This window comes from Cutibacterium modestum (genome assembly GCF_008326345.1).
GTDB classification, from domain to species: Bacteria; Actinomycetota; Actinomycetes; order Propionibacteriales; family Propionibacteriaceae; genus Cutibacterium; species Cutibacterium modestum.
Map to the genome: position 1 here is coordinate 841722 of NZ_BJEN01000001.1, position 12970 is coordinate 854691.

10 protein-coding genes are annotated in these 12970 nt (G+C 60.5%); 7 read left to right on the forward strand and 3 right to left on the reverse strand.

Annotated features, from left to right (window positions below; translation table 11 throughout):
- The first annotated feature begins 56 nt into the window (after window positions 1–56).
- A complete protein-coding gene (locus F1563_RS04240) occupies window positions 57–1106 on the forward strand; it encodes an alcohol dehydrogenase catalytic domain-containing protein (protein ID WP_007433598.1) in 1050 nt (349 codons plus the stop codon).
- Between the two features lie 59 nt (window positions 1107–1165).
- On the opposite strand, the gene F1563_RS04245 is transcribed toward F1563_RS04240, so the two are convergent.
- Entirely contained in the window at window positions 1166–4582 is a 3417-nt protein-coding gene (locus tag F1563_RS04245; RefSeq protein ID WP_002546503.1) for a bifunctional proline dehydrogenase/L-glutamate gamma-semialdehyde dehydrogenase, read from the reverse strand.
- A 90-nt stretch (window positions 4583–4672) separates the two neighbouring features.
- On the opposite strand from F1563_RS04245, the gene F1563_RS04250 reads away from it, so the two are divergent.
- The 6 genes from F1563_RS04250 (at window position 4673) to F1563_RS04275 (ending at window position 10050) form a co-directional block, all read left to right on the forward strand.
- Window positions 4673–6136 carry a purine-cytosine permease family protein gene (locus F1563_RS04250; RefSeq protein ID WP_007433597.1) on the forward strand — a complete coding sequence of 488 codons (1464 nt, stop codon included), beginning with the start codon at window positions 4673–4675 and terminating at the stop codon, window positions 6134–6136.
- Window positions 6133–6684: a cysteine hydrolase family protein gene (locus tag F1563_RS04255; RefSeq protein WP_002527812.1), complete on the forward strand. Its 552-nt coding sequence runs from the start codon at window positions 6133–6135 to the stop codon at window positions 6682–6684. The genes F1563_RS04250 and F1563_RS04255 overlap by 4 nt, the downstream gene beginning before the upstream one ends.
- Before the next feature lie 98 nt (window positions 6685–6782).
- Complete coding sequence (locus F1563_RS04260) at window positions 6783–7700, forward strand: metal ABC transporter solute-binding protein, Zn/Mn family (protein ID WP_007433596.1); 918 nt, start codon at window positions 6783–6785, stop codon at window positions 7698–7700.
- 4 nt (window positions 7701–7704) lie between these two features.
- On the forward strand, window positions 7705–8562 hold the full coding sequence (locus tag F1563_RS04265) for a metal ABC transporter ATP-binding protein (protein WP_002527814.1): 858 nt from the start codon (window positions 7705–7707) through the stop codon (window positions 8560–8562).
- 1 nt (window position 8563) lies between these two features.
- A complete protein-coding gene (locus F1563_RS04270) occupies window positions 8564–9418 on the forward strand; it encodes a metal ABC transporter permease (protein ID WP_002527815.1) in 855 nt (284 codons plus the stop codon).
- A gap of 242 nt (window positions 9419–9660) precedes the next feature.
- Entirely contained in the window at window positions 9661–10050 is a 390-nt protein-coding gene (locus F1563_RS04275) for a hypothetical protein (protein WP_002527816.1), read from the forward strand.
- Window positions 10051–10080: 30 nt separating this feature from the next.
- Here F1563_RS04275 and F1563_RS04280 read toward each other — a convergent pair whose 3' ends face one another.
- The gene (locus F1563_RS04280; protein ID WP_002527817.1) at window positions 10081–12183 is read right to left on the reverse strand and encodes an ABC transporter permease family protein; all 2103 of its coding nucleotides are present in this window, start codon (window positions 12181–12183) and stop codon (window positions 10081–10083) included.
- A 68-nt stretch (window positions 12184–12251) separates the two neighbouring features.
- A complete protein-coding gene (locus F1563_RS04285; protein ID WP_172623566.1) occupies window positions 12252–12935 on the reverse strand; it encodes an ABC transporter ATP-binding protein in 684 nt (227 codons plus the stop codon).
- Window positions 12936–12970: the final 35 nt, after the last annotated feature.

Consider the following 12970-nt stretch of genomic DNA (forward strand, 5'->3'; position numbering starts at 1 on the left):
TCATAGCCCGTCCGGCGCCGCAGAAATGCGACACTAGAGCCGACGAAGGAGATCACATGACGCCCACCATGCCAGCTCTGGTCCTCAATGGCCCCGGAGACGTCCATCTAGCCGAAAAACCCATACCTACGCCTGGCCCTGGAGAGGTTGTGCTAGCCGTCGAAGCGACGACGGTCTGCGGCACCGATCTGCGCATCATCTCCGGTGACAAAACCACCGGGGTGCATCCCGGGGTCACCCTCGGCCACGAGATCGCCGGAAGAATTGCCTCCCTTGGCGAAGGAGTAGAAGGACTGGCCGTCGGGCAACAGGCTACCGTCTCCATCGTCGTCTCCTGCGGCATCTGCCGGGCCTGCCTCACAGGACGGGAACACTTGTGCAGCCACTGCGAACTCATCGGGTACGGCATCGACGGTGGGCTCGCGCCGTGGTTGTGTATACCGGCCCGAGCCGTGTCTCACGGCAACGTCATCCCGGTGGCTACTGAGATGCCAGCGACCCGGCTGGCCCTGGCGGAACCCCTCTCCTGTGTCCTCAACGGGCATCGACGTCACGGCGGAGTGAATCCCGGGGAGACCGTCGTCATCATCGGCGGCGGGGCTATCGGTCTGCTCCACACACAGCTCAATCTGGCATGTGGGGCCGGACAGGTCATCCTGTGCGAAAAGCACGCGGATCGACGCGACCGCGCCGCGGCCATGGGGGCCGTGACGACCTGCCCGGATGGTCTTCGTGAGGTCGTCGCCGAGCACACTGGCGGATACGGAGCCGACCTGGTCATCGTCGCTATCGGTCGTAACGAGCTGGCCGAGGACTCTCTTGACCTCGCTGCGCCCGGCGGACGGGTGAGTTGGTTCGCTGGTTTCCCCAAAGGATCGACGGCGACCATCACCCCCAATACGGTGCATTACCAAGAACTGACGGTCTCCGGAGGATCGAATGCCCGTCGGGCCGACGTCCACCGCGCAGTTGAAATGCTGGGGCGCGGGGATATCGAGGAGTCCTCTATCGTCACTCACACCTTTGGCCTGTCCCAGTGGACTGAGGCTGTTGACGCGGTGCACGGCCATACCGGGGTCAAGATCGCTATTGATCCCCGGTGTTAGGCCGCATCGTCATCGCCTCACAACCTCACTGAGAGGGCCGCAACATCCGGGTTGCCAAATCAGTGCGCTGTCACCGAGACTGACTGCTCTCGCAGGAAGGGTAGGAGTTCGATCTGTGGAGCGCTGGTGACCTCGTTGGCCCACAAGGCCAAATCAGGGTCGCCGTCGGCTTCATCAGCAGCTCGTGAGGGATTACCACCGACGAGCCGCACTCGACCAGCTCCTAAGCTGGCATACCAGTCCTCGTCGCTGGCAGTGGTGACAGCCACACCGACCGAACGCAACGCACGGCCTAACCCTTCGTCGAGGCTCGGGTCTAGGCTCACCGAGATGTCGCCGCCGGTAGCCAAGAGCCCCGCGGCAACGACGCGAGCGACGTCGACCAGTGTGGCGTCAGCGCAGCCCCTTACCTGTGTCGAGACCGGGCGGTACCTCAAGACGTTACGCTCTCGTTCCAGCCCACCAATGTCGGTCGAGCGGCCAAACCACTCGTCCCATGCGTGAGCGTCGCGCGCGACCGCATCAAGAAGCCAGGCTCGTTCATCGCGAGTGATCATACCCTCGACGTGACCGACGAACTGCTCGACCAAAGCGCCGGGACGATCCGCGGGAGTCGGAGTCGTCACCTCAGCTCGGCGCCACAACCCCAACACCTGCAGGTAGTGGTAACCACCGGCCTTGGCGCCTGGGCCAACTGAGGAGCGCTTCCAACCACCGAAAGGCTGACGACCGACGATGGCTCCCGTAATACCGCGGTTGACGTAGAGGTTTCCAGCCTTGACCCTCTCGGCCCAGAACTCGATCTCGGAGGAGTCCAGAGAGTGAAGACCGGCCGTCAGACCAAAAGCGGTACCGTTTTGATATTCGATTGCGGTGGCTAAATCAGGGGCGTACATAATTCCGGTAATCGGGCCGAAGTATTCGGTGAGGTGGTACTGGTCCCCCGGCTTGATCCCACCACGTACGCCCGGAGACCAGTACCGGCCTTCTTCGTCGATACGCACCGGCTCCAGGGCCCACACCTGGCCCGGGTCAAGCTTCGTCAACCCGTCGAGCAATTTGCCTTTGGCGGGTTCGGCAAGCGGACCCATCTGGGAGCGCAGGTCGGATGGTGAACCCACCCGAATTGAGGAGGCTGCATCGAGGATCTGGTGACGCAACCGCTTGGAGCGGTAAGCCTGACCCACAAGAATGATGAGGGATGCTGCCGAACACTTCTGCCCGGCGTTACCAAAAGCCGACTTGATGATGTCAGCTGCAGCCAAGTCATAATCAGCATTCTCAGTGACGATGATGGAGTTCTTGCCGCTGGTCTCAGCTAACACCGGCAGATCATGACGCCACGATCGGAACAGCTTGGCCGTCTCCCACGCGCCCGTGAGAATGACCCGATCAACCTCGGGATGGCTCACCAGATGCTTACCAACCTCGTTTTCCTCAACATCAACAAGCTGCAGGACGTTTTGCGGGATTCCAGCCTCCCATAGACACTCAGCGATAACGGCAGCACAATAGCGAGCCTGCGGGGCGGGCTTGAGCAGTACCGACGACCCTGCAGCCAAGGCTGCCAGGGTGGATCCAGCGGTAATAGACAGAGCGAAGTTCCACGGCGGGGTGACGACGGTCACCCGTGGCGGCACGAACTGGGCGCCGTCAACGGCCTCGAGTTCCTCGGCTCGGTCGGCATACCAGGCAGCGAAGTCGATGGCCTCAGACACCTCGACGTCACCCTCGGCCAGGATCTTTCCTGTTTCAGCCCCGGCTACCGCCAATAAGTCACCACGTCGAGCGGCGAGGGCATGTGTCACCGAACGTAATATGTCGGCGCGCGCGTTTCCACCACGTCTAGACCAGGACCGCTGAGCGTTAAGGGCGGTAGCAATGACAGAATCCACCTCGGCAACGGTCTCGAGGTGGTTGTCGGCCAGGGTGGACTTCCCCAACTGACAGTCCTTCATTTTTTCGACGACCTCATCAGCCCAGACACGGATATTGGGTAGGGAGGGGTCGGAGTCTATGGACTGGATAAATCCGTTGGATAGATCCGGCACTCGATCAGGTTCTTGCTGACGACGAGGCTGCGGCACTTCACGACTGATCCCAGCCACAGCAGTGCGGAACCTTGCCTCTTCGCGGGCGAAAAGCCTGGAATCGTGGCCGAGTTGGAAGACTGCCGACATGAAGTTCTCGCTGGCGGCGTTTTCTTCCAGCCGACGCACCAGATAGCTAATCGCCACATCGAAGCGGGCCGGATCGACAACCGGCGTGTAGAGCAGTAGCCCACCAACGTCAGCTCGGATTCGTTCGGTCTGGTCAGGGGCCATGCCGAGCAGCATCTCAAACTCGACACGATTGCGGACTCCACGACGCTCAGCAAGCAGCTTCGTCAGTGCGATGTCGAAGAGATTATGACCAGCGACGCCGTACCGCACCGAGCGGGTACGTTCGGAGGTCAGTGCCCAGTCGAGGATCCTCTTGTAGTGGGTGTCAGTGGCAAGTTTGGACGGCCACGGGGTTTGCTGCCACCCGTGGACTTCGGCGTCGACTCTTTCCATCGCAAGATTGGCACCCTTGACCAACCGCACCTTGATCCCCGCTCCACCGGCTGCAGTGCGACGGTCCGCCCACTCGACAAGACCCTGAAGAGCGGCAAGCGAATCGGGCAGGTAGGCCTGCAAGACGATGCCCGCCTCCAGATGACGCAGTTCGGGGCGGTCGAGGAGCCTCTGAAAGACCTCAATTGTCAGATCAAGGTCGTGGTACTCCTCCATGTCGAGATTGATGAACTTTGGTTCCGGGGAGGTTGCAGCCAGGTGGTACAGCGGCAGTAACTGCTCCACGACCTCGTCGACCGTGGCCTCATGGGCCCACAAATCAAGCTGGTTGACGACGGCCGAAATCTTGATCGAGACGTAGTCGACGTCGTCGCGGGCTAGTAGAGCCATCGTCCCTTCGAGCCGGGAGGCCGCTTCGCGATCGCCCAGCACAGCTTCGCCCAGAAGGTTGAGGTTAAGCCTGACACCCGAGGTTCGCAATGCTTTAAGAGTGCGGGTCAGCTGTGCCGGTCGTGCATCGACGATGAGGTGACCCACCAATTGCCGCAAGGCATTACGCGCGGCTGGGACGACGACGTCAGGAGCAATGGGTACTATCCGTCCGCCTGTCCGCACCGCCAGTTGGAGTGCGGGCGGTAGGAAGGAACAATCGGTTTTTGCCAGTTCGATGAGATTCGCCGCTGCGGTCCGGGGATCCTCCGGGCGGACAACCCGGTCAATAAAGGCCAAGGTGAAGGGCAGGCCAGCCGGGTGGGACAGCACGTCGGAGAGAAGCCCAGCAGCGATCTGGGCACGATCTATCCGTCGTTTCGTTGCACCATTGGTGTCTCGTAGCCAAGCGTGGACTTGGTCAACTGCCTCGTCAACCAGGTCAGCAGGGCGTGGGGATGGGGAGACCCACGTATCAGCGTCGATGCTCATGGCATGACTGTAACCCGGGCAGACGACAACGCACGGATTACAGCCCATCGGTGCAAGAATATCGCCGCGAATACTCCGAGAGGACAGCTCATGACGCAGACCGCTACCGAGCCGAGCACGACGACGCGCACGGGCATCGAGACAACCGGGATCAAGATCGTCGAAGAATCACAGCGCACTGCCCAACCCCGGAACCTCTTCCTTCCCTGGTTCGCCTCTAACGTCTCCGTCTTCGGCATGAGCTATGGCGCCTTCATGCTCGGATTCGGAGTGTCCTTTTGGCAAGCAATGGCCGCGACCCTCGTCGGTGTCATCGTCTCCTTCGGGTTCTGCGGCATTATCGCTATCGCCGGTAAGCGTGGTTCCGCGCCAACGATGGTGTTGTCTCGGGCAGCTTTCGGCACCCAGGGCAACAAATTCCCCGGAATCATCTCCTGGATGACCTCAATTGGCTGGGAAACATCTCTGGCAATCACGGCTGTCTTGGCAACGACGACGATCTTCCACCGACTGGGGTGGAGCTCTGGGAACTCGGTCAAAATCTGCGCCACTATCGTCGTGGCTTTGATCATTGTCGGCGGCGCGGTGGCCGGTTATCACATCATCATGAAACTGCAGGCCGTTCTGACCTGGATTACGGGCGTCCTTACCGTGATCTACCTGGTGATGGCGGTCAGCCACATTGACTGGCACGCCGCAACCTCGTTGCCGTCGGCATCCTTCCCCGCATTCGTTGGCGCACTGACCCTCATCATGACTGGCACCGGATTGGGCTGGACAAATATCGCTGCCGACTGGTCGCGCTACCAGTCGCGCACGTCTCCCGGGCTCGCTATCGCGTTCTGGAATGTCTTTGGGGCTTCGTTGCCACTCGTTATCCTCATCACCTGCGGACTGCTGCTAGCTACTTCCTCGAAGAATCTTTCTGATGCCATCGGGACCGATCCTATTGGCGCGCTGGCAACGATTCTGCCGACATGGTTTCTCATCCCATTCTTGTTAGCTGCGATCCTCTCCCTGCTGGCTGGTGCCATCAACGGCATCTATTCCTCTGGGCTCACTTTGCTCACTCTGGGAATCCGAGTTCCACGCCCGGCAGCTTCTCTCATTGATGGGACGATTCTCACCACCGGGACCCTCTATGTGGTCTTCGTGGCTCCTAACTTCATCTCCCCCTTCCAGTCCTTCCTAGTGACGCTGGGTGTGCCACTCTCAGCGTGGACCGGCATCATGATGGCCGATATCACCTTGCGCCGCCGCCCCTATGACGAGGCTGACCTCTTTGACGGTTCTGGACGTTACGGTCGTTTCGACCTCACCTCGATCATCACCTTCGTCGTCGTGACCGGCATCGGGTGGGGTCTGGTGGTCAACACCTATGAGGGGGTCAGTTGGAACAACTGGCAGGGGTATCTCCTTGGACCCCTCGGCCTAGGTGGGCGTGGGGGTAATTGGGCCTACGCCAACCTTGGGGTGCTCGGGTCCCTCGTCCTCGGCTATGTCGTCACCCTCATCGTCCGGCGTGGCACAGTACGTCGCCAGGAGTCGCGATGAGTGACACATGGCTTATCGTCATCGACCCCCAAGTAATATTCGCCTCCCCTACATCCTCATGGGGCTCCCCTGCCTTCCCGGACATCATCGAACCGATTAATCGCATGGTCGCTGCTTTTCGTGGCCGAACGATCGTGACGCGCTGGATTCCTGCGACTACTCACAGCGGGTCGTGGCGCGATTATTTCGACCGCTGGACCTTTGCAGATCGCCCCGCAGATGACCCGATATTTGACCTTGTCGACGAGGCTCAGACATGGGCGCAACGCCCGACGATCGACGTCACCACCTTCGGTAAATGGGGAACTCAACTGTCAGCAGTAACTGGCGAGCATCCACACCTCGTACTCACCGGGGTCTCGACCGACTGCTGCGTCATTACGACAGCTTTGGCCGCTGCCGACGCAGGGGCTTGGGTGAGAGTTGTGTCTGATGCCTGCGCCGGATCCGCACCGGATAGCCACGAAGCAGCTCTGACCGTCATGGATCTGTATTCCCTTCAGATCGACGTCGTCACCAGTTCCCAGGTCCTTGCGTCCGTCACCTGAGACTGAGGATCACCTACTTCTTTGAACACCCTGCCTTGTATATGCTTATCTTCAAGACGACAATGGTTATCACTTGCGTACCGGAAAGGGAACACCACATGCATCGTCGTCTTCTGGCCATTGCAACTATCAGCGCCTGCACCCTCGCAATAGCAGGCTGCTCCGATTCCGGGCCAGACTCGGGATCCAGCTCGTCCGCTAGCTCTGACAAGGTTGACGTCGTAGCTTCGACCAACGTCTGGGGCTCGATTGCCCAAGCCATCGGCAGGGACAAGGTCAACGTTGATTCCATCATTGACAGCCCCGATCAGGACCCGCACGACTACGAGGCCACCGCCAAGGACAAGCTCGCCTTCTCCAAGGCCAGGATCGTCATCGCCAACGGAGGTGGCTATGACGACTGGGCTACCAAACTCGTCAAGAGCAGCGGTTCCAAGGCTGACTTCATTGACGCCGTCAAGACCTCCGGCCTCAAGAAGCCCGGCCAAAAGGAGTTCAACGAGCACGTCTTCTACTCAATCGACAGCGCTCGCAAGGTGGCCAAGGTCGTTGAGTCTGACCTCGTCAAGGCCTCGCCGGATAATAAGTCCACCTTTGAAACGAACCTCAAGGACTTCGAGTCCAAGCTCGACGGCCTCAAGACCCGCGCCATCAAGGTCGGGGAGAGACACCCGAACAGTACCGCTATCGCTACTGAGCCCGTGGTCGGTTACCTGCTCGAGGACATGAAGATCAAGAACATCACTCCCGACGAGTTCGTTGAGCAGTCCGAAACTGAAGCCGGCCCGTCTACGAAGGTCGTCCACGAGACCACCTCGCTGATCTCCGACAAGAAGGCCTCCATCCTTCTTGTTAATGGTCAAACGAGCGACGACGTCACCAAGATCCTGCAGAAGGCCGCCCAGAATGCCGGAATCCCGCAGACTGGCGTCTGGGAGACCTTCCCGAAAGGTGTCGACAATTATCCAGACTTCATCGGCAAGGCCATTGATTCCATCGACAAGGGCTTGGCCTGACCTCATGGCATCACATCGTTCTGACACCACCGGGACAACGACGAGTGCCGAGCCTGCCAGACTCACCGGCGCCAAAGTCGCTTTCGGGGACCGGGTGCTGTGGTCTGGACTCAATCTCGTCGTCGAGCCCGGCGAGTTCATCGCCATTCTGGGCCCCAATGGGGTAGGTAAGACCACCCTGTTGCGGGTCCTATTGGGACAGACTCCGCTGACAGCCGGTACCGCTATGGTCGCCGGCCGGCCGGTACGCCGTGGCTCGACCCGCATCGGCTACATCCCGCAGCAACGATCCCTCGAGGCGACAGCTCCCATCCGTGGGCGCGATCTCGTCGGGATGGGAATCGACGGACACAAGTGGGGGTTCGGCTGGTTCAGTCGGTCGCGGCGGCGTCGTATCGACGAGGCCATCGCCTCAGTCGGAGCCACAGCCTTCGCCAATGCCCCATTGACGATGACATCAGGGGGTGAGCAGCAGAGATTGCGCATCGCCCAAGCACTGGTCACCAATCCTCACCTATTGCTGTGCGACGAGCCGCTGTCCAGTCTCGACCTGCGCCATCAGCAGGAGGTCACCCGACTCATCGACAACGCACGCCGGACCCGCAATCTCGGGGTGCTCTTCGTCACCCACGAAATCAACCCCGTCCTGCCCTATGTCGACCGGGTAGTGTACGTCGCCGGAGGTAAGGTTCGCGTCGGCACCCCCGACGCGGTGCTGCGATCGGACGTCCTCAGCGAGCTGTACGGGTCGCATGTTGAGGTATTCCATCGCGGCGATCGCATCATTGTGCTCGCTAACGAGGAGCGCTCACCCCACCTCCACGCCCCAGAAATCTCCAACGAGTCCGAGGAGATGGGCTGACATGGATTTCTCCACGATCATCAACTTCGACAGTTTCAGCCAGCTGGTGCCACTCGTCCACGGTTCAATCATCGCCGGGATCGTGCTCGGTATGCTCGCGGGCCTTATCGGGCCGATGATTCACGCCCGTGATCTTGCCTTTGCCATCCACGGCACCTCGGAACTCTCCTTCGCTGGTGCCGCCGTTGCCCTGTTCCTCGGGGCATCAGTAACTAAGGGCGCCGTCGTCGGTTCTTTGGTGGCGGCCCTCATTTTGGGCCTGCTGGGCGTCAAGGCAGCGGAACGCAACGCGTCCATTGGAATCATGCTGCCCTTTGGTATGGGAATTGGTGTGCTTTTCCTGAGCCTGTATAAAGGCAGATCGTCCAATAAATTCGGTCTGCTCACAGGGCAGATCGTCGCCGTGGACACGACGGAACTCGGCACCCTCGTGACCGTCGCGATCATCGTCGCAGTGTGTCTGGGGATCATTTGGCGACCGTTGTTCTTTGCATCGGTCGACCCAGAGGCCGCCAGAGCACGCGGTGTACCGATGCGGTTTTTGTCCATCGTCTTCATGCTGCTACTTGGCTTGACAACCGCTATGGCAGTACAGCTCGTCGGTGCTTTGCTGGTACTGAGCCTGCTCATCACTCCCACGGCCGCTGCTGCCAAGGTCACGGCACACCCGTTGGCGATGTCGTTACTATCTGTCGTGTTCGCGACGGTTTCTGCTGTAGGAGGAATCTTGCTGTCCTTGGGACCGGGCCTGCCCATTAGCCCTTACGTGACGACGGTGAGCTTCCTCATCTACCTCGTGTGTCTAGGGCTGGGAGCTATTCGTCGGCACCGTGGCTGGAGCCGCCGGATCTTGTGATGCCCCACGACGTCCTGTCGTAATCCCGTGTTGACAGGACGTTGTCATCTCGACACCACCGTGTCGCCACCTGGCCCGAGGCCTTGCTTCTTCCGCTTGCGTCATCACTCTGTTCTGCACGTTAACGGTTGCCAACGCTGAACCCATCAACGCCTCGCATACTATCCTAGTATACACCGGATGACGCGCCAGGACTCCCCACAGAACCTAATGGCGTCAACATCACCGACAGCGGATTCGGGTTGGCCTTCACGCATCGCAATGGAGATCCTGACGACATTTATTACGGTCTGACCGACCGCGGCCCGAACACAGATGCCGACGCCGGCAGCGTGAAGGCTGTCAAACGACTCAGATTCGGCATTAACGGCATCGTCAAAGGGTCCAAGAATCCCTTCCAGCTCGTCGAGAAGCACTTTGGCACTGACGAGTCCCGTCAAGACATCGGCGAGTCGATGAAGGTGCGCATGGATTCTGTACCCAGCAGCGTGCATGGCGCCGGGTATCGCAAGGCCGAACTCTCCACCACTGATAGCACGGTCGATGCACACAACCTCGAGCCCGACACCAGTTACGCCGTGACGACTCCAGTTCCGTCAGCCAACCGACAGTTGCCTCATACCGGGGTTTGAACAGTCAGCCGGATGACTATCGCTCTTTGCCTACGTGGTATCCCTCAAAGCTGACAGCCGAAAATGGGACGCTCCGGTCGCAAGGGCAGTGACCATGATGGCGACCACACTGACTGCCCACATGGTGACGGGTAGCGCCGCAATGGCGGGATCGAAGGATTGATTCGCGTCGGTCGATCCGATCGCAGCATTGATCGCCCAGCCAGCCAGAACTCCGACCACTAGTGACATCGACTGGGCTGGCAGGATCGTGACGATCATCTGCACCAAGAAAGATTTTCGCAGGATATGGGCGGGGGTACCCACGGCTTGTTGAGCGGCAATGGTACGTCGCATTCCCCACCGCAGTTCAACAAATGCGGCAGTACATGCCACCAGGATCAGCAGGAATCCGGCCGCCAGGCCGCTACGCACGATTCCATGCTGTTGGATAAACGCCTGTAGGGTGTCGGGGTTCTCAGCCCCGGCGTGGGCCGCATAGGACGGCGCGGTGGCGTGGAGTTGATCCACTAGCCGATCGAGATCGCCAGTTGTGGAGTCTGCGGTGAACTCCAAGAAGTCTGGAGTGAGGCCTGCCAGCCTCGGGTCGCTGCGAGCGAGGAGAGCGTCATCACCGTAGGTGACGGGTAGGTGGCTGACGGGCGTGATGGTACGGGTCATGGTGTGTTTGTCGTAACCAAAGGTCCATATCGATGGCGCGTCTCGCCTCGTTGCCGGCATCCTTGGACAGGGTCGCACATCGGGGTCGAAGGCGGCCAAGTCGGCGCAGGAGGCGGCAACAAGGGTATGGCCATCGGTGGTCATGTAGATCATGCGTCGGGGCCGGGTGATGCGCCGGAGGGCTTGCTGTTCGGTGGCGGTCCGATCGGTGAAGGGGACCTGGACAAGGACGTGGCGGGGATCCCCCTCGGTGTCGTGGGTACCAGAAATGAGGAATCCCGATCCAAATCCGGCCAGGCCGACCATGATCGTCAATGCGACCACCATCGCAGCGGAATTCGGATAGTGGGCCCGGGCCAGGGCCAAACCGAGACGAGTGGGCAGTCTCAGCTGCTCACGACCGGCGCACCACACGATGATGAGGTGGGCTGACATGACGGCGCCGAGAGTTCCAAGCACAGCCCCACCCATGATGTATCCAGCGCCTCGGTCCCCCAGGCGCTGGCCGTCGTGAGCGAACGCCATCATCAGGCAAATCCAGCCTTCCAGACCGATCGCAGCCACGACGAGGAGAAGACCAACGATCCCGAGCAGATGACGCACTGTCCCAAGCCGGGCGCGGCGGCGCGGGGGGCGGCGTGAAGCCAGCAACCTTCGCAGGGTGCGACGGGCTAACCGACCACTCACGATCACCATGATGACGACGATAGCCAGCCACGCCGGCCATCTCAGCCTCGCCTGCCAAGGCCACCAGGTTAGCCCGAGCACCCCGCTGGTTCCGAGGACGTTTTGAACGGGAACGAACAACGCCAATCCGAGCAGAGCACCCAGGCCAGCGGTCCCGGAAACCTCGGCGGCGAAGACCTGGCCACACCAGTCGGGGTCGCATCCCATGCGCACTAACGTCGTGAACCGGTCGCGACGCGAGGCGGCCGAGAGACTCAGCGACGTCCACAACAACATGGCTGCCGGCAGCCCAACCAGTCCGATCACCTCGATCCACGCAGTACGTGACGACACCCCAGAATCATCTATCCCGGTCAAGCCGAAGCCCTTCAGCTCGCGGCAACCAGCCTGATCGGGGGTGGTCGTAACCGAGAACAACTCATCGGGTGAAGCCAAGGCAGCCCGATCTACCACCACCGGATCGACCGTGCCTAAGCTGAAAACTTTCACGACCCCGGCATCCATCAGCGACTTCAGACGCGGGGAAACGATGGTGTGACCCGGTTGGGGCCAGTGCTTCAGTCCAGGAGGCAGCCAGTCAGCGGGGTGGTTCACCACGAAACTCGTCCAGGGCGTGCCGTCGACCTGTAATTCCTGCACTTTGAAACCGGCATGCCCGCTTGCCGGCTTACCCGGAGCAAGGATGGGGGTCCGCGCATCACGTACCTCCTGCTGCTGGACGGTGACGCGGGGCAGGGTGATACCCACCGCTAACCCCAGTGTTGCCAGGGCCACACCCACAACCATCACCACTGATCGAATCAGCTCATGACGGCTCGCTCCACGGCTCAATCGCAACGCCAGACGCAAGCCTTTCACACCGCGTCTCCCACGATCCGTCCATCGGCCAAGCGAATGATCCGGGTATTTTCCGGCAACGTGTGCTCATCATGGGTAACCATCACCAAAGTGGAACCTTCAGCGCGAACCAGATCATCCAGCAGACCGATCACGGCATGGCGGTTCGTAGTGTCCAAGGCTCCAGTAGGTTCGTCGGCTAGAACGACCGTCGGATGGTGCGCCAGGGCACGACCCACGGCAGCACGCTGCGCCTGGCCTCCTGACACTTCGCTGGGCCGTCGCTTGCTGCTCTCACCGAGGTCAAGGATCTCGGCAAGGCGGTCAGCGCGCCTCAGTGCGTCCCGACGCCCAGTGCCAAGGAGCTCAAGAGGCAGGGCAATGTTGTCACGCAATGTGAGCTCGGGAACCAGCTCAGAGTTCTGAAACACCAAGCCGATCGTTCGCAACCGCCACGCCGCACGTTGTCTGTCATCCAGCCCGTATACATCGACATCCCCATGTACGACCCGTCCTTTGGTCGGCGCCTCCAAACCGGCAAGACACATTAACAATGTCGACTTGCCCGAACCAGAAGCACCGACGACCACGTTCACCGATTCCGGAGACATGACCAGCGAGACATCGTCCACTGCGGGTCGACTCGAATGGGGGAACTGCATGAACAAGCCATAACAAGCCAATGAATATCGATTAACCATCAGGTGTCCGATCTATGGGCGCCAGAGCGCGGTCA

Bases quoted from the DNA above. Each gene is read 5' to 3' on its own strand.
- F1563_RS04240 (WP_007433598.1), top strand. From the start codon at position 57: ATGACGCCCACCATGCCAGCTCTGGTCCTCAATGGCCCCGGAGACGTC.
- F1563_RS04245 (WP_002546503.1), bottom strand. From the start codon at position 4,582: ATGAGCATCGACGCTGATACGTGGGTCTCCCCATCCCCACGCCCTGCT.
- F1563_RS04250 (WP_007433597.1), top strand. From the start codon at position 4,673: ATGACGCAGACCGCTACCGAGCCGAGCACGACGACGCGCACGGGCATC.
- F1563_RS04255 (WP_002527812.1), top strand. From the start codon at position 6,133: ATGAGTGACACATGGCTTATCGTCATCGACCCCCAAGTAATATTCGCC.
- F1563_RS04260 (WP_007433596.1), top strand. From the start codon at position 6,783: ATGCATCGTCGTCTTCTGGCCATTGCAACTATCAGCGCCTGCACCCTC.
- F1563_RS04265 (WP_002527814.1), top strand. From the start codon at position 7,705: ATGGCATCACATCGTTCTGACACCACCGGGACAACGACGAGTGCCGAG.
- F1563_RS04270 (WP_002527815.1), top strand. From the start codon at position 8,564: ATGGATTTCTCCACGATCATCAACTTCGACAGTTTCAGCCAGCTGGTG.
- F1563_RS04280 (WP_002527817.1), bottom strand. From the start codon at position 12,183: ATGGTTGTGGGTGTGGCCCTGGCAACACTGGGGTTAGCGGTGGGTATC.
- F1563_RS04285 (WP_172623566.1), bottom strand. From the start codon at position 12,935: ATGGTTAATCGATATTCATTGGCTTGTTATGGCTTGTTCATGCAGTTC.